This is a genomic window from Massilia sp. DJPM01 (genome assembly GCF_030348125.1).
GTDB classification, from domain to species: domain Bacteria; phylum Pseudomonadota; class Gammaproteobacteria; order Burkholderiales; family Burkholderiaceae_D; genus Telluria_A; species Telluria_A frigida.
In genome coordinates, this window is sequence record NZ_JAQOZV010000002.1 from 165,731 (window position 1) to 190,665 (window position 24,935).

General features: G+C 62.3%; 25 protein-coding genes. 11 read left to right on the plus strand and 14 right to left on the minus strand.

The features are described 5' to 3' along the window. Positions 1–61: 61 nt before the first annotated feature. Positions 62–1,105 (minus strand): LacI family DNA-binding transcriptional regulator, encoded by a 1,044-nt coding sequence (locus tag PO883_RS02170; protein WP_289308301.1) that lies wholly within the window; start codon positions 1,103–1,105, stop codon positions 62–64. Between the two features lie 291 nt (positions 1,106–1,396). Here PO883_RS02170 and PO883_RS02175 point away from each other — a divergent pair, with 291 nt between their 5' ends. After that, complete coding sequence (locus PO883_RS02175) at positions 1,397–3,853, plus strand: TonB-dependent siderophore receptor (RefSeq protein WP_289308302.1); 2,457 nt, start codon at positions 1,397–1,399, stop codon at positions 3,851–3,853. Positions 3,854–3,906: 53 nt separating this feature from the next. Here the strand turns inward: PO883_RS02175 and PO883_RS02180 are convergent, their stop codons facing one another. Together PO883_RS02180 and PO883_RS02185 are read right to left on the minus strand one after the other, a co-directional pair. Next, on the minus strand, positions 3,907–4,260 hold the full coding sequence (locus tag PO883_RS02180; RefSeq protein ID WP_289308303.1) for an energy transducer TonB: 354 nt from the start codon (positions 4,258–4,260) through the stop codon (positions 3,907–3,909). Positions 4,261–4,584: 324 nt separating this feature from the next. Continuing rightward, positions 4,585–5,622, minus strand: coding sequence for an MBL fold metallo-hydrolase (locus PO883_RS02185; RefSeq protein WP_289308304.1), 1,038 nt, complete (start codon positions 5,620–5,622; stop codon positions 4,585–4,587). 130 nt (positions 5,623–5,752) lie between these two features. On the opposite strand from PO883_RS02185, the gene PO883_RS02190 reads away from it, so the two are divergent. After that, entirely contained in the window at positions 5,753–6,376 is a 624-nt protein-coding gene (locus PO883_RS02190; protein ID WP_289308305.1) for a TetR/AcrR family transcriptional regulator, read from the plus strand. Here the strand turns inward: PO883_RS02190 and PO883_RS02195 are convergent. Both PO883_RS02195 and PO883_RS02200 read right to left on the minus strand, forming a co-directional pair. Further along, positions 6,355–7,443, minus strand: coding sequence for an exo-alpha-sialidase (locus PO883_RS02195; RefSeq protein WP_289308306.1), 1,089 nt, complete (start codon positions 7,441–7,443; stop codon positions 6,355–6,357). The genes PO883_RS02190 and PO883_RS02195 overlap by 22 nt on opposite strands. Positions 7,444–7,445: 2 nt before the next feature. Further along, a complete protein-coding gene (locus PO883_RS02200; RefSeq protein ID WP_289308307.1) occupies positions 7,446–7,715 on the minus strand; it encodes a MoaD/ThiS family protein in 270 nt (89 codons plus the stop codon). A gap of 120 nt (positions 7,716–7,835) precedes the next feature. Between PO883_RS02200 and PO883_RS02205 the strand changes: the two genes are divergently transcribed. Further along, positions 7,836–8,147, plus strand: coding sequence for a hypothetical protein (locus PO883_RS02205; RefSeq protein ID WP_289308308.1), 312 nt, complete (start codon positions 7,836–7,838; stop codon positions 8,145–8,147). Between the two features lie 21 nt (positions 8,148–8,168). Here the strand turns inward: PO883_RS02205 and PO883_RS02210 are convergent, their stop codons facing one another. After that, positions 8,169–8,714, minus strand: coding sequence for a M48 family metallopeptidase (locus PO883_RS02210; protein WP_289308309.1), 546 nt, complete (start codon positions 8,712–8,714; stop codon positions 8,169–8,171). Positions 8,715–8,889: 175 nt separating this feature from the next. Here PO883_RS02210 and PO883_RS02215 point away from each other — a divergent pair, with 175 nt between their 5' ends. Continuing rightward, positions 8,890–9,381, plus strand: a complete 492-nt coding sequence (locus PO883_RS02215) for a hypothetical protein (protein ID WP_289308310.1) — start codon at positions 8,890–8,892, stop codon at positions 9,379–9,381. Next, positions 9,378–10,190, plus strand: a complete 813-nt coding sequence (locus PO883_RS02220; protein WP_289308311.1) for an ATP-grasp domain-containing protein — start codon at positions 9,378–9,380, stop codon at positions 10,188–10,190. Before PO883_RS02215 ends, PO883_RS02220 begins: the two co-directional genes overlap by 4 nt. Before the next feature lie 14 nt (positions 10,191–10,204). On the opposite strand, the gene PO883_RS02225 is transcribed toward PO883_RS02220, so the two are convergent. Then, positions 10,205–10,540: a hypothetical protein gene (locus tag PO883_RS02225; RefSeq protein ID WP_289308312.1), complete on the minus strand. Its 336-nt coding sequence runs from the start codon at positions 10,538–10,540 to the stop codon at positions 10,205–10,207. A gap of 124 nt (positions 10,541–10,664) precedes the next feature. After that, positions 10,665–12,485 carry a glycoside hydrolase family 9 protein gene (locus PO883_RS02230; RefSeq protein ID WP_289308313.1) on the minus strand — a complete coding sequence of 607 codons (1,821 nt, stop codon included), beginning with the start codon at positions 12,483–12,485 and terminating at the stop codon, positions 10,665–10,667. Here PO883_RS02230 and PO883_RS02235 point away from each other — a divergent pair. After that, the gene (locus PO883_RS02235; protein WP_289308314.1) at positions 12,484–12,777 is read left to right on the plus strand and encodes a hypothetical protein; all 294 of its coding nucleotides are present in this window, start codon (positions 12,484–12,486) and stop codon (positions 12,775–12,777) included. The genes PO883_RS02230 and PO883_RS02235 overlap by 2 nt on opposite strands. A gap of 414 nt (positions 12,778–13,191) precedes the next feature. Here PO883_RS02235 and PO883_RS02240 read toward each other — a convergent pair whose 3' ends face one another. From PO883_RS02240 to PO883_RS02255, 4 genes are all read right to left on the minus strand, one after another. Next, positions 13,192–13,383, minus strand: a complete 192-nt coding sequence (locus tag PO883_RS02240; RefSeq protein WP_289308315.1) for a hypothetical protein — start codon at positions 13,381–13,383, stop codon at positions 13,192–13,194. A gap of 143 nt (positions 13,384–13,526) precedes the next feature. After that, positions 13,527–13,979 (minus strand): hypothetical protein, encoded by a 453-nt coding sequence (locus PO883_RS02245; RefSeq protein ID WP_167084336.1) that lies wholly within the window; start codon positions 13,977–13,979, stop codon positions 13,527–13,529. A 51-nt stretch (positions 13,980–14,030) separates the two neighbouring features. Beyond that, positions 14,031–14,705 (minus strand): alcohol dehydrogenase catalytic domain-containing protein, encoded by a 675-nt coding sequence (locus tag PO883_RS02250; RefSeq protein ID WP_289308316.1) that lies wholly within the window; start codon positions 14,703–14,705, stop codon positions 14,031–14,033. After that, positions 14,702–15,736, minus strand: coding sequence for an SRPBCC family protein (locus tag PO883_RS02255; RefSeq protein ID WP_289308317.1), 1,035 nt, complete (start codon positions 15,734–15,736; stop codon positions 14,702–14,704). Before PO883_RS02255 ends, PO883_RS02250 begins: the two co-directional genes overlap by 4 nt. Positions 15,737–16,379: 643 nt before the next feature. Here PO883_RS02255 and PO883_RS02260 point away from each other — a divergent pair. From PO883_RS02260 to prsR, 5 genes are all read left to right on the plus strand, one after another. Further along, positions 16,380–17,672, plus strand: coding sequence for a nucleotide sugar dehydrogenase (locus PO883_RS02260; protein WP_289308318.1), 1,293 nt, complete (start codon positions 16,380–16,382; stop codon positions 17,670–17,672). Between the two features lie 42 nt (positions 17,673–17,714). Then, positions 17,715–18,776, plus strand: a complete 1,062-nt coding sequence (locus tag PO883_RS02265) for an SDR family oxidoreductase (protein WP_289308319.1) — start codon at positions 17,715–17,717, stop codon at positions 18,774–18,776. Between the two features lie 68 nt (positions 18,777–18,844). Further along, positions 18,845–20,251 carry a TIGR03013 family XrtA/PEP-CTERM system glycosyltransferase gene (locus PO883_RS02270; RefSeq protein WP_289308320.1) on the plus strand — a complete coding sequence of 469 codons (1,407 nt, stop codon included), beginning with the start codon at positions 18,845–18,847 and terminating at the stop codon, positions 20,249–20,251. An 82-nt stretch (positions 20,252–20,333) separates the two neighbouring features. Continuing rightward, positions 20,334–22,409, plus strand: coding sequence for an XrtA/PEP-CTERM system histidine kinase PrsK (gene prsK / locus PO883_RS02275; RefSeq protein ID WP_289308321.1), 2,076 nt, complete (start codon positions 20,334–20,336; stop codon positions 22,407–22,409). Between the two features lie 16 nt (positions 22,410–22,425). Then, a complete protein-coding gene (prsR, locus tag PO883_RS02280; protein WP_167084348.1) occupies positions 22,426–23,796 on the plus strand; it encodes a PEP-CTERM-box response regulator transcription factor in 1,371 nt (456 codons plus the stop codon). On the opposite strand, the gene PO883_RS02285 is transcribed toward prsR, so the two are convergent. Then, positions 23,771–24,064 (minus strand): hypothetical protein, encoded by a 294-nt coding sequence (locus PO883_RS02285; protein WP_289308322.1) that lies wholly within the window; start codon positions 24,062–24,064, stop codon positions 23,771–23,773. The two genes, prsR and PO883_RS02285, sit on opposite strands and share 26 nt — an antisense overlap. 66 nt (positions 24,065–24,130) lie before the next feature. Continuing rightward, on the minus strand, positions 24,131–24,826 hold the full coding sequence (locus tag PO883_RS02290; protein ID WP_289308323.1) for a tetratricopeptide repeat protein: 696 nt from the start codon (positions 24,824–24,826) through the stop codon (positions 24,131–24,133). Positions 24,827–24,935 lie beyond the last annotated feature (109 nt).

Sequence of the window (24,935 nt, forward strand, 5' to 3'; positions counted from 1 at the left end):
CGAGGCGAGTCTATTTCAAATCGGTTTGGAAAGTCAATTTATTTAGATTTTGGTGGAAAAATCAGGTCTGGCGGGCGATCAGGGTGGTCGGCAGCATTTCGGACTCGACCTGCTCGCCATTCATCAGCGCCAGCATTTTTTTGGCGAGCAGCACGCCGCCGTCGCGCAGGTACTGGTGCACGCTGGTCAGCGGCGGCACGAAGCTGGCCGCGCCGGGCGTATCGTCGTAGCCGATGACCGAGACGTCGTCAGGCACGCGCAATTGATGTTCGGTGAGCGCGCGGATCGCGCCCATGGCCAGCAAATCGCTGGCGGCAAACACGCCGTCGAACGCGTGGCCTTTTTTCTTGAGCAGCGCGGTCATGCTGTCGAAGCCCGACTCGAAGGTGAAGGCCTTGGGGCGGATGATGTGGACCGTGCCCTGCCCGCCCAGCGCGTCGATGAAGCCGGCGCAGCGCTCCTGGACTTCGGCGTGGTCGACGTCACCGAGGAACACCAGCTTGCGCCGGCCTTGCGCGAGGAAGCGTTCGGCCACGCTGGCGCCGCCGCGGCGGTTGTCGCTGCCGACCACGATGGTGGTGGCGCCACTTTCCGGCGCGCCCCACACCACCAGCGGCAGGTTGGCCTTTTGCAGGAAGCGCACCGCTTCACCGTGCGAGCCCTGGCCCAGCAAAATCAGGCCGTCGGCACCCTGCACCGGGGCGGTGTCCATCAACTGCTTGGAGGTGAGCACCACGCTGTAGCCGGCCGTGGTCAGTTCCTGGGTGATGCCGCCCAGGAGCTCAAGCGGATACGGGTCGGACATGGGACGGCCCTTCACGGGCGTCATTTCGACCACCACCGCGACCGAGTAGCTGCGCCGCATACGCAGGTTGCGCGCGCTGATGTTGAGGCGATAGCCCTGCTCGTCGGCGATGCGGCGGATTTTTTCGCGCGTCTTTTCCGTCACCAGCGGGCTGTCGCGCAGCGCGCGCGATACCGTGATCGTGGAAACGCCCGCCAGGCTGGCGAGGTCTTCCATCGTCAGGGCGGCGTCGTTCTTGCGCGCTGCGATCGTGCTTGCTGCCGGTGTGGCAGTCTTGCTTGCAGCCTTGTTTGCGGCCATGGAAACGCTCAATTTTGGTAGGAAAACAACGACACCGCCGCATTATGACAGGTTTACGGCATGCCACAGACAAAATGACATCGATAACATTTTGATTGACATCGATATCATTTCTTGTTTCAATGATTCGTCTTTCCTTGCCATCCTAATAAATTGCAGACGAGCCCGATGTGCGGCAAGGTGGGGAAAGGAAAGTGGACACGCATGCGGCAGGCACTCGGAAAGCGAATGCGCAGCCAGTCCAGGAGACGGATTTCAACAAGAACACACGATAAAAAAGCGAGCATAACGATGAACAGTCACAAGCACTTCCTGCTTTCCTCAGTCACGCTGGCCGTGCTGACCCTGATGAACCAGGCCCAGGCAGCCGGCCAGGCCGCGCCCCCTGCCGCGCCGGCACCAGATGCGGCGGCCGCCGATGCGGTGGCGACCGAAATCCAGCAGGTGGTGGTGACCGGCACCGCCTCGGCGCGCGGCACGCGCAAGATCGACACCAGTTTTTCGATCACCACGGCAACCGAGGAACAGCTCAAATCGGCCTCGCCCAGCAGCACGGCCGACGTGCTCAAACTCGTGCCGGGCGTGTATGCGGAGTCGACCGGCGGCCAGTCGGGCGCGAATATCGAAGTGCGCGGCTTTCCGTCCGGTAGCGATTCGCCCTTCGTGTCGGTGCAGATGAACGGCAATCCGCTGTATCCGGTGCCGGTGCTGTCGTTCTTCGAGGGCTCGTCGGCGTTCCGCCTGGACGACACGGTGGCGCGGGTCGAAGTGCTGCGCGGCGGGCCGAGCACGATTTACTCGGTCGGCCAGCCGGGCGCGACGATGAACTTCATCCTCAAGAAGGGCGACGATACGCCGGAAGCGACCCTGCGTGTCACCACCGGCACCGGCAAGCTGCGCCGCCTCGACGGTTTTGTCGGCGGCAAGATAGCCGATGGCTGGTACGGGACCATCGGCGGCTTCGCGCGCCAGACCCAGGGCGTGCGCGATCCCCAGTTCAAGGCCGACGATGGCAAGCAGCTGACCGCCTCGCTCACGCGCAGGCTCGACGAAGGCGAAGTGACCGCCTACGTGCGCACCACCAAGGAAAAGAATGCGTTTTACACGGGCGTGCCGCTGATTTCGAGCGACAACGGGCGCACGATCACGGAGTTTCCCGGCTTCGATCCGCTCACCGGCACCTTGATGAGCAATGAAATGCGCCACTTCACCATCGACGCGGCGCCCGGCAAGACCCTCACGCGCGACCTGGCGGACGGGCGCGGCATGGACGCGACCGTATTCGGCGCCGAGTACGAGCAAAAACTGGGCGGCTGGGACGTGTCGAACAAGGCAAATTATTTCAGCGGCGACCTGAACACGATCTCTATGTTCACCGGAAATAACCCGCTGACGGCCGCAGCCTATCTGGCCAATGCCAACGCGACCCACAATCCGGGTGCGGCGGCCGGTTCGGGCAGCATCAGCTATGTGAAAGGCGGCGCGGTCGATCCCAATCAGCAAGTGGTGCAGGCCGGATTGTGGTCGGTCGAGAAGAAGCTGAGCTCGTTCACCAACGAATTCCGCATCAGCCGCGAGCTGCTCAAGAACAATACGACCACGGTGGGCGCGTATGTGGCGCGCTACAAGTCGAATGACGAGTGGTATCTGGGCAACAGCCATCTGATGACGGCCACCCCCAACGCCAGCCTGATCAATGTGCAACTGAGCAACGGCACCATCGTTTCGCGCAACGGGGTGGATGGGAATGTATTTTATGCGCCGCTGGCCGCGTACAAGGGCAACAATACCGCCCTGTTCGTTGCCAATGAGTGGAAAGTGAACGAGCAGATCAAGGTGGACGTGGGTGCGCGCCGCGAAAAGCAGAGCCTGAAAGCGACGATTTCGAACCTGACATCGATGGATACGGATGCCAATCCGCTGACGGTGTACAACAACGGCACCTCGGTTGCGACCGGCACCAACACCCAGCTCAGCCGCGACGACAGCGTCAACTCGTTCACGGTGGGCGGCATCTACAAGTTGTCCAAGGATATGAGCGTGTTTGCGCGCGCCAATACCGGCCACACCTTTATCTATTTCGACGATATGCGCAACGCCGGCACCCAGGCGGCGCTGAACGACCGCAAGGGCGTGCCAACCCCGAAAGTGACGCAGTACGAAGTCGGTTTCAAGACCGTGGGCGCCATGTACAGCGCATACATCAACGGCTTTTACACGGACTTTACCGGCATTTCATTCCAGCAGATCACGACCGATGCGGTGCTGAACTCGGTGAGCGGTTCGCGCGGGCATGGCGTGGAGTTCGAGCTGGCCGTGCGGCCGGTGAAAAACCTGCAGGTGAGCTTGATGGGCAACTATCAGGAATCCAAATACCGCGACAATCCGGCGATTTCCGGCAAGCTGGTGCAGCGCCAGCCAAAGATGCAGTTCCGCCTGTCGCCAAGCTACCGGATTCCGATGGGCGACAATTCGCTCAAGCTGTACGGGACCTACGCGCATGTGGGCAGCCGCTGGGCCGACCAGTCTAATCAGTCGTACCTGCCCTCGTATAAAACGGTGGACGCCGGCATCCTGGCATCAATGGGCGCGCATTGGGAATTCCGGCTCGCGGGCACGAACCTGAGCAATGAACTGGGGCTGACAGAGGGGAATTCTCGCCTGACCGGGGCGCAGAGCAGCGGTCCGATCAATGCACGGCCGATTTTCGGGCGCGCGGTGGAAGCGTCGCTACTGTACCGCTTCTAAACCAGATGGCCGGCGTGGACAGATTGCCTGTCCACGCCGGGGCCACGGCCCATTTACTCGACGACCCACGCGTATTTGACCTTGGCCCAAGCCAAGGCAGCCTGGCCGTCTTTCGCACCTGGTTCAAACTTGCAGCGGGCGCCAGCGCGGACCGATGCACGATCGACGCGCACCGCGCCGCTCGACTCAAGCACTTTCGACTGCACCACTTTGCCATCGGTATCGACCAGGTAAGCGATGGTCACGGTGCCGCTTTCGCCGTCATCCTGCCAACGGACCGGGAATTCAGGTTTTTCGCAGCCGGCCACTTCGAGGCGGGCCGGGCGGTCTTCAGCCATGGCCTGGGTCGCGCTCAGGCACAGTAAGGTCGCGGACAGTACGGTGGCAAAACGGGTAGTGGCAAACATACAACCTCCAGAGGGATAATGGATGAATCCGGCGCTTCTGGCGCTCGAATCGTCTGCTGTGTAGCCAGCTGACAGTTCAAAATATACTGCGCCGCAGCATATTTTCTCCATTTATTATCCCCATGCCGGATATGCCAGATGCGCATAACTTATTGCCATGCACCAACATATTACATTCGCAAACTGGATAACAGTGATGAAAGACCTATGTTGGTGCATATGAGCGAAGAAACCCGTTTCAAACGACCCGATTTATAGCAAAACCCTGTGTTGGTGCGCGATATCAGCTTGTGACAATAACGCGACGCCCTTGGCAAATACTTCTTAGCCGGGCGTGGGATCGACCCGTTTCCACCACGCCTTGCCCGGTGCCGGGGCCTTGAGGTCGAGCGCCTGCCCCATTTCCGGGGTAGTCAGGGGCACCCCGCGCGCAGTGGCGAGCGCGGCGATGCGATCAAAAGGCTCGTGCCAGGGGTGCAGGCCGAGGTCGAAGGTGCCGTTATGCACCGGCATCAGCCATTTTCCCTTGAGGTCGAGGAACGCTTGCAGGGTCTCTTCCGGCTGCATGTGGACATCGGGCCATTGCTTGTCGTACGCGCCAGTTTCCAGCATGGCCACGTCGAAGGGGCCGAATTTCTCGCCGATCGCCTTGAAACCGTCGAAATAGCCGGTGTCCCCACTAAAGAAGACGCGCAAGTCCTTATGCTGGAACACCCAGGATGCCCACAGGGTCGAGTTGCCATCGGTTACGCCGCGCCCGGAAAAGTGCTGGGCCGGGGTGGCGACCATGCGCACATTGCCCACCTTGCGTTCCTGCCACCAGTCGAGCTGGCTTACCTTGGCGGCATCGATGCCCCAGTTCACCAGGCGCTCGCCCACACCGAGCGGGGTGAGGAATTGTTCGGTCTTGGCGGCCAGCGCCAGGATCGAGGCATGGTCGAGGTGGTCGTAATGGTCGTGCGAGAGGATCACGGCCTTGAGCGGCGGCAGCTCGTCGATGCTGATCGGCGGCTGGTGAAAGCGTGCGGGACCGGCCCACTGCACCGGCGAGGCGCGCTTGGAAAACACTGGATCGGTCAGGTAAAAGGCATTGTCGAGCTTGAGCAGCAGGGTCGAATGGCCGAGACGGAACAGGGTGTTGTCGGGCGCCGCCAGCAATTGCGCGCGGGTGAGCGCTTGCACGGGAATCACGCCGCTCGGTACGGTGTTCTTGTTCTTGGCGGTCAAAAAGGTCCACGTGATGCCGATCAAATCGGCGGCGCTTTGCTTGAACATGGGCACCGGATTGCGAAATTTGCCCTCGCTGAACTGGGGCGACTGGTGACGCGGCGCTGGGCTGTCGGCGAAGGTGCAAGAAGCCATGGTAAGGAGTGTCCCTATGAAGATGAGGCTGAGGAAAAGTCGGTGCACAGTGAGTCCGATCAAAGAATGTACACTACACAGTGTAGTTTCATTCTTTGGAAAAGTAAACTGGCGGGTGTAAAATATTAAAATGAATGCACCTCAACGACTGACCGACCGTAAACGCCTGGCCATCCTGGCTGCGGCCGCCGAGCAATTCCGCAGCTGCGGCTTCGAAGCGAGCAGCATGGACAAGATCGCCGCCGACGCCGGCGTGTCGAAACGCACGGTCTACAATCACTTCCCCAGCAAGGATGATTTATTCGCCGAGACGCTGGTGCAATTGTTCGAGCGCAGCGCCGCCGAACTGGACTTGCCTTATCGCAGCGACGCCAGCCTGCGTGCGCAATTGACCGAACTGATGACCATTAAAGTGCGGGCCATGGCCGACCGCGACTTTCTCGACCTGGCGCGGGTGGCCATTGCCGAGGGCATGCACGCACCGGAGCGGGCGCGCGCGATCGTGGCGCGCCTGGGCGAGCGCGAGGAAGGGGTGACGCGCTGGATCCGCGCGGCCCTGGCCGACGGCAAGCTCAAGGAGTGCGACCCGGTCTTTGCCGCCACCCTGCTGCAGGGGCAAGTCAAGGCGATGGCGTTCTGGCCGCAGGTGACCATGGGCGCGCCGCCGCTGGCGCCGGAACTGCACGCCGCCGTGGTCGACGCCGCTGTCAGCATGTTCCTGGGCTACTTCGCTCAGGCAAAACACGCCGCATAGACGGGCGGCATGGTGGTCGACAGGGTATGCCAGCTATCGCCGGCATTCTCGGACATCCACACGCCGCCGCTGGTCGAGGCCATCAGCAAGGTGGTGGCATCGTCGGCTACTGCCAGCCCATGGCGGTAGACCAGGTCGTAGCAATGCTGCTGCGGCAAGCCTCCATTCATGACCTTGAAACTGTGGCCGCCGTCATCGGTGCGCGTGACCGCCAGCGCGGCGCCAACCGGGATGCGGCGCTGGTCGGCCTCGGCCGGTGCAAACCAGGCGGTGCCGCCATCGCGCGGATGGGCGGCCACGGCAAAACCGAAGTTCGACAGCGGCGCGCTGGTGATTTCGGTCCAGTGGTGGCCGTTGTCGTTGGAGCGCCAGATACCGTTATGGTGCTGGCACCACAGCACATCCGGGTCGCCAGCCGAGCGCACGATGCGGTGCGGATCTTGCACCGCTTCATTTTCGTTGAGCTCGGGAGGCATGTAGTCGGCGCGCATGCCGGTGGCGCTGATGGTCCAGCTGGCACCGCCATCTTCCGTGCGCCAGACGCCGCCGCAGGACACCCCAACCAGCACGTGATTGCTGTTGCGCGGATCGACGCAAATGCTGTGAATGCCGGGCACGTCATAGCCGCCGCCGAACCATTCGGCGCGCTGGGGCACATCCCACAGGGAACGCACCAGCTCCCACGAGGCGCCGCGGTCGCTTGAGCGGAACAGGCCGCCCGGCAAGGTGCCGGCCCACAGCACGCCCGGCTGGTCGGCCCCGCCCGCTTCCAGCGACCAGATCAGCTTGTTTTTCCACTCGATTTTATCCGTGCTCTCCTCCGGCTTGGGCGGATAGGCGGGCGCGGCAATTTCGGTCCAGGCCTCGCTGCCGGCATCCTTGCGGTGCAGCTTGACCCCGAAGTGGCCCAGGTTGAGGGCCGCGTACAGCGTGCCGTCGCGCGGATCGGCCAGTGTGATCGAGACTGGCTCGCCAAGGAAGTGGCGGGGACCGATTTCCCATCCCGCGCTACCGCGCTGCAATTCAAACAAGCCCTTGCGGGTGGAAAGATAGGCACGCGCACGCATGTTCAGCCTCCGGAAAGTGCTTGCAGGATGTAAACGGTACTGTCGGGTGTGAGAGGGTCGTCGAGGCGGGTGCGTTCTTCGCTGCGCCGCCCGTCGATGAAGACGACGACGTTCTCGCGCAGATGGCCTTGATCGTCGAGCACATAGCCGCGCAGCAAAGGATTGGCCGCGAAGGCTGTGTCGAGTCCGCCGCGCAGGGTGGCCGCAGTGGTGTCGACCTGCGGCACAGCGGTGAAGCGGGCAAGCTGCTGGGTGAAAATGAGACGCGCCATGGCATCCAATCACTGGTGTGACGACGATCGGGAATCAAAGCCGTTTAATTTTATCGCGGATCGGCGCGCCTGTCGCGTGCGGGCCTAGAATGGAAGCGAGTCAACTTTCTGGAGCCGGGCATGCCGATCAAACCTCAAGAACTTGCCGCGCTGATGCTGGAAGTCGAGCACGAAGACCCCATCGATTTCGCCGACCTGCCCTTCGGCGAGGCCGAGCTGCGCGAACTGGTGGCCGCCCATCTGTGCGAGATGGCGGCGGCGATGGACAACTTCAGCACCGAAGACCGGCTGATGACCCTGCTGGCGGTGTCGGCCAAGCTGGTGCTGGAAAACCTGGTGCTGCACCTGCAATTGCTGCGCCAGCATGGCTTGCCGGTGAGCGACAGTGTCGAGGAATTGCTGAGCCGGCTGCGCAAGCCGGATGGGTCTTGACCCGGCAAGGTGCTCGGACGACTACCAGCCTGCGGGCCAACCGCCCGGCGGAGGCTTGAGCTTGGATTTGATGAAGGCCAGGTATTTTGGGTCGTCTTCCTTGAAGATGGCCTTGCCCTCATGAATGTAGGCACGGGCCAGTTCATCGGCAGCTGCCGTCATATTGCCCAATTCAAACTGTGTCTGGCCCAGCCGCAAATGGATAAACGGGTTGCCGATAGCTCCGGGACAATGCATCGCATCCTGCAAGGCAAGCCTGGCCTGTTCATAGTGTTTGGATTTGAAATTGGCGTCGCCGATTGCCACCAGCAGCCAGGTCGCCGCTTCCCATTCGGTATAGGGTTTGGGGAGGACGCCAAGTGCCTTCACGTACGCTTCCACCCCCTCGCGGGTTTTTCCCTGCGCGACCAGGGCGTCACCGCTGGCTGACAGAGCCTTGACCTTGGCGTGAATCGCATCGGTCAGTTGGGTTGGCGCGGCTGCGTGCACCAAGAATGGCGCCACCGAGAGCAGCAATGTCGCAAGATAGTGTTTGATGCGTGCGGCGATAGCAAGTGCTGGTTTCATGAGGCGGATTGTGCCACATGCCAGCGCGTCTGGCGTCGGCCCCACCTCACCCCATCGCCTCTCGCAACCATCGCCTGAGCAACGCCGCCCCTGCGCGGGGACGACTGGGCGAGGGCTATCGCTATGTGCCCGATATCGCGATGTTAAAATCGACCGGTTCCTTCAGAAAGCCTGTATGCCGTCGATCAACGCCCTTCTGTTTGTATTCGCCTCCCTGCCCGGCGCCGCTGCACTGGCGGCCGACAAACCGAAACCCGACTTTGTCGCCGATGGAGCGGTGCAGCGAGCCGCCACGGCCTATGCAGCGCAAGCCGTGGCGACGGCGCGCGACCAGTTCGGCATCAAGCTCGACGGCAGTGATGCCAGCATGGTGCAGCTCGAAGCCGTGCTGGCGCGCGCACACACCTCGTACGCTGCCAAATCGCCACGTCCGTCGGACGAACAGGTCATGGCCGTGGCGCGAATGTACGGCAGTTACCTGGGCGAAGTGGTTCGCCTCAAACATGGTGGCGTGTGGGGCATGGCCCCGCTGGACGGACAGACGCTGCCGGGGATGCGAACCACGTCGGGGACCAACTTCTGGCCATGGACACAAGCATCGCAGCGCATCAGCAAGGGTGCCAGCAACAACGTTGCCGACTATTACAAGGTACTGCTGTCCAAATGAGCGGCGTCCACCCTGCCCCATCGATGCACCTGCTGTTCCCCTGCGACCCGTTCAACAAGCGCGTGGCCGACGAAGCGTACGGGGAGGAATTCGACGCCGCACGCGCGGCTGGTTTCGCGTGCTCGCTGTTCTCCTTCGAAGACTTCGAAACGGGGCAATTCAAGGCGCAGCCGGCCCTCTCGGCCGGAGTCAAGGTGCTGTACCGTGGCTGGATGCTGACGCCGGAAGGCTATGCGAGGCTGCATCACGCCATCGCGGAGCATGGCTGCGCGATGGCAAGCAGTCCGGCCCAGTACCGCCATTCTCATTACCTTCCCGAATGGTACGCACTGTGCGAAGAATTTACGCCGGAAACGGTGATCGTCGCGCGCGATGCGGATTTTGCCGCTGCGGTGGCCGGCAGGAACTGGCCCGCCTATTTCGTCAAGGACTACGTCAAATCGCTGACCACCCAGCGCGGCTCGGTTGCGGCAACACCACAGGAAATTGCGGAAGTGGTCGGCTTGATCGAAAAATACCGTGGTGCGCTTGAAGGCGGCGTTTGCATCCGCAAGTTTGAGCAGCTGCAAGCCGACAGCGAGGAGCGCTATTTCGTGCTGCATGGCAAGGCGCATGGCCGCGATGGCAGCGCACCTGAGCTCGTGCACGAGCTCGCCCGACGCATCGACAGCCCGTTTTTCTCGGTCGATGTCGTCACATCAAGCCAGGGAGAACGTCGCCTCATCGAACTGGGCGACGGCCAGGTATCGGACCGCAAACAGTGGCCGGCCGATCGTTTCATGGCGATGCTGGCCGCCACGTCCGCCTGAGCCGGCGCCCGCCGTTAAGGGCGCTCTTCGGTGCCAATGACGGGTGCGGCCCGGTACAGCTTGAGGAACTTGAACATCTTCGGCCATTCCTCGCGCGGACGAAAGACGATCGCCACTTCCCGGTTGTCGAGCGCGGACTCGGTCAGCACGACGTGATCTTCCACCTGCTTCGCATTCTCGAATTCCCTGGCATTGACGATGCAGACCGCCTTGAAGAACGGCCCCGCCAGCCACGCCTGAACCTCGGGTGTGTCCTTGAATTTCAGATAGCCGGCCAGCGATGCATGGGCCACGGCCACCATCGCAAAACCGAGCGGCACATCATCGCGCACCAGGATATACATTTTCATCGTTACGGCCACACTCACACAAGGGGTTGGACGGATACTGCTCACGCCAAGTGTCATGCACAACACCCTGCGTGCGCAGTATCTGCGCGGCGGTCCCGCTGATGCTTGCTGCGTGATGCGATGGCTACGACACGAAGCGTGACAGCAAGCGAATATACGCGCTCTGGTAGCCGTTCGAGTTTTCGGTCACCGACCACGAGTTCAGCGGCCAGGAATCGTTGAAGTCGAGATAGGACTTCTGCGGCGGCTGTCCGAACGGCGGCGCGGGAACCGCCGTACCGCAGCCCGGATGCAGGCCAGGGCAACCGTTTTCCCAGTTATAGCCCGGATTCGGGCCACCCACCAGAAAACCCGGCGGCGGGCCAAAGGTCGACTCCTTGACGCTATCCCATTTGGCGGAACCGTGCGCGAACCAGGTGTGATAAAACTGGTCGACCGAATTTTCGGCGCCGAGCGTGCCCATGTTCGATAGATAGACCTTGCCGAGCGGATTAACCCCGTGCAGGTAGTGAAGATAGTGCGATGCGGCGTTCATATTGGCCGCGGCCGGGCGCGTCCCCAGGCCGTCATGGGCCAGCGCGGCGAACATATTGCCTTCGTGCGACTTGATGGCGTTGCTGCCCCAGGTGTACACCTGCAGATGGGCCAGGTAAGGGTCGGTCTTGCCGCTCATCGCGGTCCAGTGGTCGGTGCCTTCCATGCCGGTGGCGTAGGCCGTGCGGATGGCGGCGGCCGTGGCCGGGGTTGCCGTGGACAGGCTGGCGTAATGCAGCAGCGCTTGCTGGAGTGCGCCTTCAAACGGCGAGGCATAGTTGTACCACACGAACAAATGCGCGTTCAGGTACTGTGCATTGACAACGTTGTTGTAGACGGCTTTGCCGGTCAGTTGATACAGATAGACGGCGGCGGCCAGCTTGTGGCCAAGGCGCCCGTAATCATCGGTTTCTTGCTGGCCGGCGCCCAGTCCCTGGGAGTTGTAGGCGGCGTCATTGTTCTTGAACAAAACGTTGGGATTGGCGACAGCCCAGTTCCATGCGCGCTCGGCCCGCGTCTTCAACCCGGCTCCGTAGCTGGACAGGCCGGCTCGCGTACCGAACACTTTGGCGCCCAGCGCAAAGGCGCCGGCCGCAGCCAGCGTGGCCGACGTATTGGGCGGCCCGTACAGTGTCGGGCCGGTAGCCGCCGAAGGCGGGCTGGCGTGGGCCAGGCCGGCGATCGACAGCATCGCGCCGCTCGTTTCCTGCATCTTGATCAGCCAATCCATGCCCCACTTGATTTCGTCGAGCAGGTCGGGGTGCTGGTTGCCCGATTCGGGAATGTGGTAATCCTTGCCCCAGATGCCGGGATTGTCGGCAAATGCGTGCAGCAGGTCAATCAGATAGCCGGCGTGCCAGCGCGTGTACTTGTTGAAGTCGCCCGCGTCGTACCAGCCGCCCGAGACATCGCGCTCGGTCGAGGCATCGCCGGGTGAGCTGAACAGGCGTGCATGCTTGTCCTGCAAGGGCCCCAGGTGCGAAGCGGCATCGGCCCAGCCGGCGCCGGCCAGCGCCGCCGTCTTGGCGATGCCGGCGCGCTGGTAATAGAAGTAGCGCACTGCGGCGCGCAGCACCGGTTTGTAGACGTCGGCAGCGATCCTGAAGGCCGGCGACGTCACGTTGCCCTGGGTGTCGCGGATAACATACTGACCGGGAGCGCTCACCGCGCTGAAGTCGACATGCCAGGCCTGGTCGCCCGACGTGGCATCGGTCGCGCCGCCATTCCAGGCGACCGGTGCGCCGCTGAAAACGACCACATTGGTCACGGCGTTGACCACCTCGTACACCGTGCCGGGGGTAAAACTGTCAGCCGCGTCGAAGCCGGTCTGGGGATTGCGCACCACCGCGATCTTGTCGCGTGCCGGCAGGTAGCCGAACTGGTCCACGACGATGGCCGGTCCCAGCGTCATGGTCGATGCCGGCGCGGACTTCGACAGTGCCCTCGACGCGGCCTGCGACCCGGACGATTCCGGTGCCGATGGCGGTGCCGATGGCGGTGGCGATGGCGGCGCCGCAGCGGATGCTGGTGCGGAAGACGGCGCCGAGCCGCCGCCGCATCCGATCAGGCCCATGGGGATCAGGGCGCCTGTTGCCAGCAAAAATTTGCGTCGTTTGTTTGTCGTATCACCTGTGTTCATCGTGTCTCCTTATTGGTTTTCCGGGGACCGCGACTGCGCGCGGTCCTGGCATACGGATGAATAAGCTCGGCAGACGGACAGGCTCATGCGCACGGCATTCGCCAGACCACCTCATGTCAGGTGAGGTCGTTCGCGCCCCTGCCCAGGACGCGCAACTTTTGTATTTATGGAAATATTCTGGCTGGCGTTACTGGCGCCGTCAATGCCGATCGGGATAGTTGCCAAAGTTTAGCTGGCAGCACTAAACACGCTGCCGGCCGGTTCGGGGCCGGCAGGAGTGGTCAATGGGTGGCCACCGCGTCGGCCAGGATATGAGGCCAGCGATGTACGATCCGGCCGTCGGCGACGGATAGCCGGGCGCGGTCAGCGCGCCACGCGGGAGCACCGGCAGGCGGGCTACGCCGGGTGCCGGAACCTTTGCATCGGGCACGAATCGGTCGTGTTATCGGTCGCCAGCGCCAAGGGCTGCGTCGCAACGTCACTCAGGAAGTTCGGTCACAGATTGCACGCCGCGGCTAACAAGAAACGCAACTTCGTCCAGATCTGCCGGGGAAAGCGCATCGAGCGAGAAACTGTAGATCATGCGGTAATCCGCATCCTCATGCATCTCGCTCTGATAAATACGTAAGTCCTCGACGAGGTCGACCGGCCAGGAGTCAAAACGGGACATCAATGCGACCTTTCCACGATATTGGATGCAACTTGATCAGTGCTGCTCACAGCCATACTGACAAGCTGGTTGGACAGATACTGCGCGCACCAGTGTAAGGTACTTACCCGCTACTCAATAGCTGCCAACCTCCGCCCTGCGGCTTACTGCGTGATGTGCATGTCGAAACGCGCGCCGCTGGAAAACACGCAGGTGCCGGAACCCATTTCGGCGCGCGTCATCACGTATTCGCAGCGCGTATAACCGCCGCGGTTGCCGGACGCATTGGCCACGCCCTTGGTCGCGCCCGGATCGCGTGTGGCTTCGCCGGAGAACGCTTCGCCGCCGACGGCGAACGAGAATTCGCCATGCCCGCGTTCCGGATTGCTGATGGTGCCGGAAATGCGGCCCAGGCGCGATGCCTCGTCGTTGGCCGGATACAGACGCGCCGTGTACACCGGGCGGATGGCCGGCACCGGCACGATGGCGACGCCGCCGCCGTTGTTATTGTAGTTGCCGTTTCCGCGAGGTGGATATTGATCGATAGGAACGACATAGCAAGCCGACAGCATGGTCGATACCGCTACCAACGCCAGAATTTTTTTTGCCTTGATCATGTTACCAATCTCCTGAGTAAAAACGCATCGCGAAGCCCGTGCTCTGCAGCGTCATCCAGTCTGGCTGACGCACTGCAAGTTCGGCTGGTTCGCAGTATAGGTACCCAGGTTGTGCAAAAGTAAACCCTGCTGGTGGTAGCGAAAATTGATACTGTCCGTGCATAAACATGACACCGCCACCCGCTGCGCTTGCGCTTGCCCGTCAATGCTGAGGATGCATGACGACCTTGATGCAGTGATCCTGCTTGTGCTTGAACATGGCGTAAGCCCGCGGCGCTTCATCCAGGTCGAGGTGATGCGTGATGATGCAGGCCGGATCGATTTCGCCGTTGAGCACGCGTTCAAGCAGGGCTTGCATATAGCGCTGCACATGGCACTGCCCGGTGCCAGGTAAGCGTTCGGGTTGGCGTTCTCGCACACCGAAAACAGTTTTTGCTCGCAGAAAAAGCACTGGCCGCAAGCGATGGGAAACGGCACCACCACGCGCTCGCCCACCGTGAGGCGCTTGCCGCTGGCGCCGATCTCGACAATCTCGCCCATGAATTCGTGGCCGAGGATGTCGCCCTGCATCATGCCCGGTACCACGCCGTTGTACAGGTGCAGGTCGGAGCCGCAGATGGCGATGGACGTGATTCTGACGATCGCGTCGCCCGGATTGAGGATGCCCGGATCGGGCACCTGTTCGACGCGCACATCGCGCACGCCATGCCAGCACGTCGCTTTCATTGGTCGGCTCCTTTGCGCAACAAGGTGGACACCAGGCTGCGCGCGCCGCACGGCTGGCCGCGGGTGGTGGGGATTTCGCCGGTTTCGATCAGTTGCTTGAAGCGGCGCAAGTCGTCACGCACCTGGATCATGGGTTCCTCGCCGAACAGCCTGGCCACCGCGGCGCCGGCGCGCCCGGCCGGCCGGTGGTAGCTCATCTGCACCTGCAGCACCGTGGCGCGGCCGCCGTTGGCGGGGATGAAGCGCACGCTGCCGGCATTGTCGACGTCGGCCCCGGGCACCGAACGCCAGCGCAGCAACTGGTCCGGCTGGTCTTCGGTGATCTCGGCATCCCACTCGACCTTGCGCCCGGCCGGCCCCCTGGCGCACCAGTGCGAAAGCCGCTCATCAATGATCGTGACCGATGCGAGGTGCTGCATGAAGCCAGGCAGGCGCGCGAGGTCGCGCCAGAAGCGGTAGCATTCCCCGGGCGGACGGTTGATGCTGACCGCGTGCTGGACCCGCTGCCCGCCCTGCGGCCCGGCCAGCGTCCCATGGGAGGGCGTGCGGCGCGGCGGATTGCCGGCCCGCAGGTCGAGCGCGCCGACCGAGGCCAGCGCCAGCGCCGTCGACGCCAGCCGGCGCCGGTTGGCATCAGGGTGGATCGCGGCGACGCCGACGATGCCCAGGTCCATGGCGTCGCCCACCACGCGCGACCAGCGCCACAGCTGGTCGTCGGGCCGGTTCAGCAAGCCCGCGCCGCTGACCAGGTCGCGCATGCCCATCACGCGCAGCACCTGCGGCCAGTCCGGCATGCCGGCCGCGCGCGCCATGAAACGCGGCGCCATCAGGCCCGCCAGCCCCAGGCCGATGCTGAACCACCCGAGCGCCATGCCGAGCCGGATGTCGCGCGCGCCATGCGGCGGGCCGGTCAGGTGCGCCGGCATGTCGCCAGCGGCGCCAGCCTCATCGACCACGCCGGGCGCGGCGCCGGGGTATTGCCAAAAGCCGGGACGCGCCTGGCGCCGGCCGGTGTCGCTAGTGGTTTCCATGAGGTCTCCTGGCGGATGGCGGGCGCCGCCGGTGGCGACGCTCAGTGACTATGGAATTAGGCTGCGGCGGGCGCCGGATGTTCCCGCATGGAGCTCATGTTCAAGTTCTCGGCGACGCACTTTGAGCGCGCGCAAACTAACGCCAGATGGACGCTGGTCCATGCTTAAAAAGCATCGGGGCGAAAACGCAACAGTTACCAATAATATTTTTTTAGCCCGGTGGCACCTCATTACAATAGAGATTCAGGCCCGTCTTATGCGGCCTTTTCCGGAGCGCGGCGCGACCCTCGATCGCGTCCACCGGACGCACCCGGATGCGCCGCTCCCGCGAAACCTCACCCCCTGCCATGGGCAGATAAAAATAACAACACAAATTTCTTTTAGAGTTAGTTAAGTTGTAACGAACTTTGCTATTTCGCAAGGAAAGAGTGTATATTCCTAATGGTATGCTTCCGATCATTCTTTATTGATCGGCGACCTGTGCCGCGTGCAATCTTGCCGCTCCCTCATTCGTGCCATGTGGCGTGAGGCGACGCCCGAGAAAACAATCCGGCGAGCGCTCGGTCGTTCTTTTCAAACAGGAAATTTTGCCGGCGTAATTCAGTTGCTATAATAACAAATACGTTATAAACAGGGAACCCAGATGGAAGCAGCAGCAAAAGTAGTGGCCGTCGTTGGCCTGGGTTATGTCGGCCTGCCATTGGCTGTCGAATTCGGCAAGAAACGCACGACGATCGGTTTCGACCTGTCGACCAGCAAAATCGATAGCTATCAGCGTTTCATCGACCCTACAGGCGAACTGAACAGTGACCAGTTGCGCGCCGCGCAGCACCTGACCGTCAGCGCCGACCCTGCCGCCATCGCCGGCGCCGATTACATCGTGGTGGCCGTGCCGACCCCGGTCGATAGTGCCCACAATCCCGATTTCACGCCGCTGGCCGGCGCCAGCAAGACCGTCGGCCTGCATATGAAGAAAGGCGCGATCGTCATTTTCGAGTCCACCGTGTACCCGGGAGCGACCGAGGAAGTCTGCATTCCCATCCTGGAACAGCATTCGGGCCTGAAGTGGATGGAAGACTTCCACGTCGGCTTCTCGCCGGAGCGCATCAATCCGGGCGACAAGGAACATACCCTGACCACCATCCTCAAGGTGGTGTCGGGCGACGACCAGGCCACCCTCGATGAAGTGGCCAAGCTGTACGAATCGATCATCACGGCTGGCGTGTACCGGGCCTCGTCGGTCAAGGTGGCGGAAGCGGCGAAGGTCATCGAAAACACCCAGCGCGACTTGAATATCGCGCTGATGAACGAACTTGCCATCATTTTCGATAAAATTGGCATCGATACGCTGGAAGTGCTGAAAGCGGCCGGGACCAAGTGGAATTTCCTGCCGTTCCGCCCGGGCCTGGTGGGCGGGCATTGCATCGGCGTCGATCCGTATTACCTGACGCACAAGGCCGACATGCTCGGCTACCACCCGCAGGTGATCCTGGCGGGGCGCCGCATCAACGATGGCATGGCCAAGTTCGTGGCCGAAAAAACCATCAAGTCGATGATCGCGGCCGGTTTTAACGTCAAGGGTGCGAAGGTCAACGTGATCGGCCTGACGTTCAAGGAAAACTGCCCGGACCTGCGCAATTCCAAGGTCGCCGATATCATCACCGAACTGACAACCTACGGCGTGCAGGTGCACGTGCACGATCCGGTGGCCGATGCCGCCGAAGCCATGCACGAGTACGGCGTGGAACTGGAGAGCTGGGATCGCCTGCCGCAAGCCGACGCCATCATCGCGGCGGTCTCGCACAAGGAGTTGCTGGCGCGTCCGCTGTCCGACCTGCAGGCCAAACTGAACAAGGGTGCCTGCTTCATGGATGTCAAATCGCTGTTCGACCAGGACGCCTTGCGCGCCGCCGGTTTTTCCGTCTGGCGCCTGTAGGGGCGCTTGGGGAGCGCCCGCTGGTGCTTCCTTGTATGCAGCATGAATAAGAAACTGGAGTCTGCCGTGGATAAATTCATCGAGGTTCAACAGCACTTGCGCGCGCACCGCAGCCACTGGCTGGTTACGGGCGCGGCCGGTTTCATCGGTTCGAACCTGGTCGAAGCGCTGCTGCGCCTGGACCAGAAGGTCACCGGCCTCGACAACTTCGCCACGGGCCACCAGCACAACCTGGACCAGGTGCGCGAACTGGTCGGCAGCGCCGCCTGGGCCAATTTCACCTTCATCCACGGCGACATCCGCGTGCCCGCCGATTGCGCCAGGGCCGTGGCCGGCGCCGACTATGTGCTGCACGAAGCGGCGCTGGGCTCGGTGTCGCGCTCGATGGAAGACCCGATCACCACCAACGATACCAACGTCACCGGTTTCCTCAACATGCTGGTGGCCGCGCGCGATGCCAAAGTCAAGCGTTTCGTGTACGCCGCCTCCAGCTCGACCTATGGCGACCATCCGGCCCTGCCCAAGGTCGAGGACGAGATCGGCAACCCGCTGTCGCCCTACGCCATCACCAAGTATGTCAACGAACTGTACGCCGAAGTGTTCGGGCGCTGCTACGGCACCCAGACCATCGGCCTGCGCTACTTTAATGTGTTCGGCCCGCGCCAGGACCCGGACGGCGCCTACGCCGCCGTGATCCCGCAATGGATTGCCGCGCTGATCAAGAACAAGCCGCTGTTCATCAATGGCGACGGCGAAACCAGCCGCGACTTCTGCTACATCGACAATGTGGTGCAGGCCAATCTGCTGGCCGCCCTGGCCGACGATACGCAAGCGAGCAACCAGGTATACAACGTCGCGCTCAACGAGCGCACCAGCCTGAACCAGCTGCACGCGATGATGTGCGAATTGCTGGCAGAACAGTTTCCGCACGTGCGAGACCATCAGCCGCAGTACGCGCCTTTCCGCGCCGGCGATGTGCGTCACTCGCAGGCCGATATTTCCAAAGCAATCAAGTTACTCGGTTTTGCCCCCACCCACCGGATCGGCGAGGGCATGCAGCAAGCCATGGCATGGTACATCCGGAATTTGACTTATAACAACTAAAAGCGCTGCGGCCGGGCGCCATCTGGGCCCGCCACGCAACGCCACTTTTCCTGTCCAGGGGTGGAAAAATGCTTCGGATTTCTAATCACTATGTCTCACGGGTTGTGTTCGTGCTGCTGTTTGTCGAGGTGCTGATCCTGATTGGCTCGGCGTACGCGGGCGCGGCGCTGCGCGTCTACGAAGACGGCAAGACCTCGCTGCCGCCGCACCTGGACAATTTCCTGATCTCGGCGATCGCCTACGCCATCGCCATCGTGTTCAGCATGAGCGCGCTCGGCATGTACCAGCTCAACCTGACCGAAGGCTTGCGCAATCCCTTCTTCCAGAAGCTGTTGCCGTCCTTTGCGATGGGCTTTTGCATTTTGACACTGCTGTTCTATGTGGCGCCGAACCTGTATTTCGGGCGCGGCATCATGCTGCTGGTGTTCATGATCGGGGCTGGCGGGATCTTTGTGGCGCGCACGATTTTCTTCAAAACATCGGAAGCGCGCAAGTTCGAGTCGCGCATCCTGTTCGTCGGCGGCGGCGCCCTGGCCAACGAATGCCGCGAACTGGCCAACCGCGCCCAGGTCTACCACCGCTATGAAATCGCCGGCTTCATCGCCATGCCGTCGGAAGATTCGCGGGTGCCGGCTTCTGCTTTGCTGGAAGTGCGCGGCGACGAATCGCTGCTGACCCTGGCACGCCGTCATGATGTCGAGGAAATCGTGGTGTCGGTGGAAAACCGCCGCGGCGGCGCCTTTCCGATCAAGGAACTGCTTGAGTGCAAACTGTACGGCGTGAAAGTGATCGATGCCGCCACCTTCTTCGAGCGTGAAACGAGCCAGATCCGGGTCGATTCGCTGCAGCCGAGCTGGCTGGTATTCGGCGGCGGCTTCGACCAGAGTTTCATCCGCATTTTCGTCAAGCGCACTTTCGACCTGGTGGTCAGCGCCACCTTGCTGGTGGTCTCGCTGCCGGTGATGTTCCTGACCGCGCTGGCCATTTTCATCGAAGACCGCGCACCGATCTTTTACCAGCAGGAACGGGTCGGCACGAATGGCGAAACCTTCAAGGTGCTCAAGTTCCGCAGCATGTACAACGATGCCGAAAAGGGCGGCAAGCCGCAGTGGGCCGCCCAGAACGATCCGCGCGTCACGCGCGTGGGTAACTTCATCCGCAAATGCCGGATCGACGAGTTGCCGCAGATCCTCAATGTATTCAAGGGCGAGATGAGTTTCGTCGGCCCGCGCCCCGAGCGGCCCTACTTCGTGGAGCAGCTGACCGAGCAGGTTCCCTACTACAACGTACGCCACAGCATCAAGCCCGGCATCACCGGCTGGGCCCAGGTGCGCTACGGTTATGGCGCATCTGTCGATGACGCGGTGCAAAAGCTCCAGTATGATCTGTATTATGTGAAAAACAACAGCCTGTTCCTTGACCTGCTGATCCTGATCGACACGCTCAAGGTCGTCATGGGCAGTCACGGGCGTTGACTGCGGCCTGCACCTTGGGGCGGGCGGCTGCGCCGGCCTCGCCCGGCAATTCGATCCACACCGGAAAGACGACGGGACCGGAATGCTGACCAACATCGCTACCTTTAGCTATTCCATTGCCGCGCTCGCGTTTGCGATGCTCGGCGCCGTGCTGGGCACGCGCTGGCGCAGCCGCCAGCACGCCTCGGTACTGGCCAGCGCCTGCGCCCTGACGGTGCTGTGGAGCGGCGCGCTGGCGGCCCAGGCCTGGGGCACCCTGCCCCAGAACTGGGCTGGCGAACTGCTGGAAGTGGCGCGCAACGGCGCCTGGACCGTGGTGCTGCTGTCGCTGCTGGGCCACTTCGAGGGCACCAGCTGGCGCCAGCTGCGCCGCACCCCGGCCCTGCCGGCGGTCGCCGTGCTGTACGTGCTGGTGCTGGCCGACAAGGTCTTGTCCGAATTCTATCCCGCCATACTGGGCCAGCAGAGCGGCATCCTGGGCGTGATGGCGCGCATCGGCATGGCTGTGCTCGGCATGCTGCTGGTCGAACAGTTGTACCGCAACAAGCCGGTGCAAGAGCGCTGGGCCATCAAGTTCGCCTGCCTCGGCATCGGCGGCATCTTCGTCTACGATTTCTATCTGTACAGTAACGCCCTGCTGATGCGCCAGGTCAATCCCGAGATCTGGTCCGCGCGCGGCGTGGTCAATGCCCTGACCGCGCCCCTGATCGCGGTCTCGGTGGCGCGCAGCGCCTCGTGGTCGACCCATATCGCCGTGTCGCGCCGCCTGCTGTTCCATTCGGCCGCCCTGTTCGGCTCGGCCGCCTACCTGCTGGCGATGGGCGCGGCCGGCTATTATCTGCGCTACTTCGGCGGCCAGTGGGGCTCGCTGATGCAGATGGCCTTCCTGTTCGGCGCGCTGGTGCTGCTGGCCGGCATTTTGTTCTCGGGCACCTTCCGCTCCTGGCTGAAAGTGTTCATCAGCAAGCATTTCTACAGCTATAACTATGACTACCGCGAAGAATGGCTGCGTTTTACGCGCACCCTGTCCGAGGCCGGTCCCAACCTGGGCGAACGCACCCTGCAAGCGGTGGGCGAGCTGGTGGAAAGTTCCGGCGGCATGCTGTGGATCCGGCGCGAAGCGGGCCGGTGCGAACCGGTGGCCAGCTGGCACTTGCCCGACAGCGCCCCGTCCGAACCGGACGACTCGGCCTTTTGCCGCTTCCTGGAATCGCGCCAGTGGGTGGTCGACTTGCAGGAATTCACCAAGGACCCCGACAAGTACGAAGGCCTGGTGCTGCCCGAGTGGCTGGGTAAATTCCCGCGCGGACGGCTGGTGGTGCCGCTGATGCTGCAGGGCCGCCTGTTCGGCTTCATGCTGCTGTTGCAGCCGCGCAGCGCCATCACCCTGAACTGGGAAGTGATCGACTTGCTCAAGATTGCCGGCAGCCAGGCCGCCAGCTATCTGGCCCAGCATGAAGCGGCCAGCGCCCTGATGCTGGCGCGCCAGTTCGAGTCCTTCAACCGCATGTCGACCTTCGTGGTGCACGACCTGAAGAACCTGGTGTCGCAGCTGGGCTTGCTGATCCCGAATGCCGAAAAGCACAAGGACAATCCCGAGTTCCAGCGCGACATGCTCGAAACCGTGACCTTGTCGGTGCAAAAGATGCGCCTGATGCTGCAAAAGCTCAGCCGCAGCGCCTCGCAGGAGCGCCCGGCCCCGCTCTCGATCGAAAAACTGCTGGCCCAGGCGGTCGCCAACAAGGCCGCCTTCGAGCCGCGTCCCCTGCTCACGATCAGCGAGCCGCGCCTGCGTGTAGTGGCCGACTGGGAGCGGCTGGAGCGGGTGGTGGGCCACCTGATCCAGAACGCGATCGAAGCCACGCCCAAGGAAGGCCAGGTAGCAATCACGCTCAGCCGTGCGGACGATTCGGTTATCATCGAGATCCGCGACACCGGCGAAGGCATGAGCGAAGAATTCATCCGCGAGCGCCTGTACAAGCCGTTCGAATCGACCAAGTCGGCCGGCATGGGCATTGGCGCCTTCGAGAGCCGCGAATACATCCATGAACTCGGCGGCAGCCTGGCGGTGAGCAGCACGCCACCGCGCGGCACCACGTTCAGAATCACCCTGCCCCTGTGCCAGCAGGACATCCAAACTGTCGACAGAGCCGCGTGACGGCCAGAGGATCGCTGTGACCCAAAACAAAATGAAGATGCTGATCATCGAAGACGACCCGGGCCTGCAAAAGCAGCTGCGCTGGTGCTTCGATGCCTACGAGGTGGTGGTGGCGGGCGACCGCGACGCCGCGCTGGCCCAGGTGCGCCGCCACGAGCCGGCGGTGGTGACCATGGACCTGGGCTTGCCGCCCGATCCGGACGGCGCCACCGAAGGCCTGGCCACCCTGCGCCAGATCCTGGCGCTGGCGCCCGATACCAAGGTCATCGTCCTGACCGGGAACCAAAACCATGCGCACGCGGTCGAAGCAATTGGGCTGGGTGCATACGACTTCCATCAGAAGCCGTTCGACCCCGAAATGCTGGGCCTGGTGGTGCAGCGCGCTTTCTATCTGCATGCGCTGCAGCAGGAAAACCGCTGCATGCGCCAGTCGCAGGCCGATTCGCCGCTCAGCGGCGTGATCAGCCGCGACGCCGGCATGCAGCGCGTGTGCCGCAATATCGAAAAAGTGGCGCCGACCTCGGCGTCGGTGATGGTGCTGGGCGAAAGCGGCACCGGCAAGGAAGTGCTGGCGCGTGCGCTGCATCAGTTGAGTCCGCGCGCCAACCAGCGCTTCATGGCAATCAACTGCGCGGCGATTCCCGAGAACCTGTTAGAGAGCGAACTGTTCGGCTACGAAAAAGGCGCCTTCACGGGCGCGGTCAAGCAGACCAAGGGCAAGGTCGAGCTGGCGCACGGCGGTACCTTCTTCCTCGATGAAGTGGGCGATCTTCCGATGTCGCTGCAAGCGAAGTTGCTGCGCTTTTTGCAGGAGCGCGTGATCGAGCGCGTCGGCGGACATGAAGAAATCGCGGTCGATGTGCGCATCGTGTGCGCGACGCACCAGAACCTCAAGGCCTTGTCGGCCAGTGGGCGTTTCCGCGAGGATTTGTATTACCGCCTGTCGGAAATCGTGGTCACCATTCCGCCGCTGCGCGACCGGATCGGCGATGCGGCGCTGCTGGCCCACCATTTCAAGAACAAGTTCTGCGCGCAGGAATCGCGGCCGACCTTGCATTTCAGCCAGGAAGCGATCGGCGTGATCGAAAGCTACCCGTGGCCGGGCAATGTGCGCGAGATGGAAAACTGCATCAAGCGCGCCATCATCATGGCCGACGGGCCGCAGATCACGGCGGACGATTTGGGATTGTCGGCCTCGGCCGAGCCGGAGCAGCCGATCAACCTGCGCCAGGTGCGCGACGAAGCCGAGTATGCGGCCATCGTCAAGGCGCTGGCGCGGGTCGATGGCAACATCGTGCGCGCGGCGGAGTTGCTGGGGATTAGCCGGCCGACCTTGTACGATCTGATGAGCCGGCACGCGATCAAATCGGCGGCGGCGGGCGCGTAAGGGCGCTCATCCGCGCGCTGGCGGGCCTGGCGTCGGGGCGCTTCCGCCTCGACAATGCCATTGCGCCAACGGCCAGATAGTACATGGCCATTACCAGGGCGACGTAGCCGAACGCGTCGCCCGCGTCCGCGACCAGCAAGGTGGCGGCACCGGGCAGAACGATGATTCCCGAGATGATATCGAAAATGGGATGTTCGCTAAACAGGCTCAGCATGTCGGAGACGACCCTCGCCGCCAGCAAACAGAAAAATACCGTTGAAAATGTCATGTCCGGACTATGCCAAGGGCGCGATAAGCTGATACATGGAGACCGGCCCTTCGACACTGGCGCAAATCAGGAAGGCGTGGAGCTGCGCTCTTCGAACTTGTGAATATAGCGTTGTGCAACGGACGAGCCCAATTTCACCGCATCTTGCATGATATCGAGACCTCTGACCGGGTCTTTTTCCACGCCCAAGCCATCATAAAAGGCCGTGCCGAGATAGAAGATGGCATCAGCATTACCCTGCTCGGCAGCCTTCAGAAACCACGCCACCGATTCCTTGAAATCCTGCGCCACGCCTTCGCCATTCAGATACAGCACGCCCAGTTCATACTGGGCCGACGCCAGGCCGGCTTGCGCCGCTTTCGTTATCCATTCCAACGCCTGCGCCATGTCGGGCTGGCAACCGTAGCCCTTCATGTAGTACAAGCCCACGTCAAATTGCGCCCATACGTTGCCGGCCTCGGCGGCAGCCCGCATCAGGGCAAGGGACCGTTCCTGGTCTGGAGCACAACCCCAGCCGTTGTGAAGAAACAGCGCCAGCCCGTACATGCCATCCACATTTTTCTGCGAAGCGGCGCGTTCCATCCACGGAAAGGCCGCAGCTGCATCGTCGAATGACTGATGCAAGGTTTTCGCATAGTCGACCTGGGCCTCGGCGTTACCGCTCAGGGCTGCCAGTTTCAACGACGCCAGGGCCGCTTCCCGCGCGGGGATCTGAAGCTCATCGCTAATAAACTGCTGATGCGTTTCTTCGTTATTCTGCATGCTATTACTCCTTGAAAACCATAAGCGAAATATTCTCGTCAGCTGTTTTGCCCAATCACCGCCACATTATAGGGAGATTAATGGCTTGATTGACATTATTTTTGCGCCG

Excerpts from the sequence above, each read along its gene's own strand:
- PO883_RS02170 (WP_289308301.1), bottom strand. The coding sequence starts at position 1,105 with ATGGCCGCAAACAAGGCTGCAAGCAAGACTGCCACACCGGCAGCAAGC.
- PO883_RS02175 (WP_289308302.1), top strand. The coding sequence starts at position 1,397 with ATGAACAGTCACAAGCACTTCCTGCTTTCCTCAGTCACGCTGGCCGTG.
- PO883_RS02180 (WP_289308303.1), bottom strand. The coding sequence starts at position 4,260 with ATGTTTGCCACTACCCGTTTTGCCACCGTACTGTCCGCGACCTTACTG.
- PO883_RS02185 (WP_289308304.1), bottom strand. The coding sequence starts at position 5,622 with ATGGCTTCTTGCACCTTCGCCGACAGCCCAGCGCCGCGTCACCAGTCG.
- PO883_RS02190 (WP_289308305.1), top strand. The coding sequence starts at position 5,753 with ATGAATGCACCTCAACGACTGACCGACCGTAAACGCCTGGCCATCCTG.
- PO883_RS02195 (WP_289308306.1), bottom strand. The coding sequence starts at position 7,443 with ATGCGTGCGCGTGCCTATCTTTCCACCCGCAAGGGCTTGTTTGAATTG.
- PO883_RS02200 (WP_289308307.1), bottom strand. The coding sequence starts at position 7,715 with ATGGCGCGTCTCATTTTCACCCAGCAGCTTGCCCGCTTCACCGCTGTG.
- PO883_RS02205 (WP_289308308.1), top strand. The coding sequence starts at position 7,836 with ATGCCGATCAAACCTCAAGAACTTGCCGCGCTGATGCTGGAAGTCGAG.
- PO883_RS02210 (WP_289308309.1), bottom strand. The coding sequence starts at position 8,714 with ATGAAACCAGCACTTGCTATCGCCGCACGCATCAAACACTATCTTGCG.
- PO883_RS02215 (WP_289308310.1), top strand. The coding sequence starts at position 8,890 with ATGCCGTCGATCAACGCCCTTCTGTTTGTATTCGCCTCCCTGCCCGGC.
- PO883_RS02220 (WP_289308311.1), top strand. The coding sequence starts at position 9,378 with ATGAGCGGCGTCCACCCTGCCCCATCGATGCACCTGCTGTTCCCCTGC.
- PO883_RS02225 (WP_289308312.1), bottom strand. The coding sequence starts at position 10,540 with ATGAAAATGTATATCCTGGTGCGCGATGATGTGCCGCTCGGTTTTGCG.
- PO883_RS02235 (WP_289308314.1), top strand. The coding sequence starts at position 12,484 with ATGGTCGATGCCGGCGCGGACTTCGACAGTGCCCTCGACGCGGCCTGC.
- PO883_RS02230 (WP_289308313.1), bottom strand. The coding sequence starts at position 12,485 with ATGACGCTGGGACCGGCCATCGTCGTGGACCAGTTCGGCTACCTGCCG.
- PO883_RS02240 (WP_289308315.1), bottom strand. The coding sequence starts at position 13,383 with ATGTCCCGTTTTGACTCCTGGCCGGTCGACCTCGTCGAGGACTTACGT.
- PO883_RS02245 (WP_167084336.1), bottom strand. The coding sequence starts at position 13,979 with ATGATCAAGGCAAAAAAAATTCTGGCGTTGGTAGCGGTATCGACCATG.
- PO883_RS02250 (WP_289308316.1), bottom strand. The coding sequence starts at position 14,705 with ATGAAAGCGACGTGCTGGCATGGCGTGCGCGATGTGCGCGTCGAACAG.
- PO883_RS02255 (WP_289308317.1), bottom strand. The coding sequence starts at position 15,736 with ATGGAAACCACTAGCGACACCGGCCGGCGCCAGGCGCGTCCCGGCTTT.
- PO883_RS02260 (WP_289308318.1), top strand. The coding sequence starts at position 16,380 with ATGGAAGCAGCAGCAAAAGTAGTGGCCGTCGTTGGCCTGGGTTATGTC.
- PO883_RS02265 (WP_289308319.1), top strand. The coding sequence starts at position 17,715 with ATGAATAAGAAACTGGAGTCTGCCGTGGATAAATTCATCGAGGTTCAA.
- PO883_RS02270 (WP_289308320.1), top strand. The coding sequence starts at position 18,845 with ATGCTTCGGATTTCTAATCACTATGTCTCACGGGTTGTGTTCGTGCTG.
- prsK (WP_289308321.1), top strand. The coding sequence starts at position 20,334 with ATGCTGACCAACATCGCTACCTTTAGCTATTCCATTGCCGCGCTCGCG.
- PO883_RS02285 (WP_289308322.1), bottom strand. The coding sequence starts at position 24,064 with ATGACATTTTCAACGGTATTTTTCTGTTTGCTGGCGGCGAGGGTCGTC.
- PO883_RS02290 (WP_289308323.1), bottom strand. The coding sequence starts at position 24,826 with ATGCAGAATAACGAAGAAACGCATCAGCAGTTTATTAGCGATGAGCTT.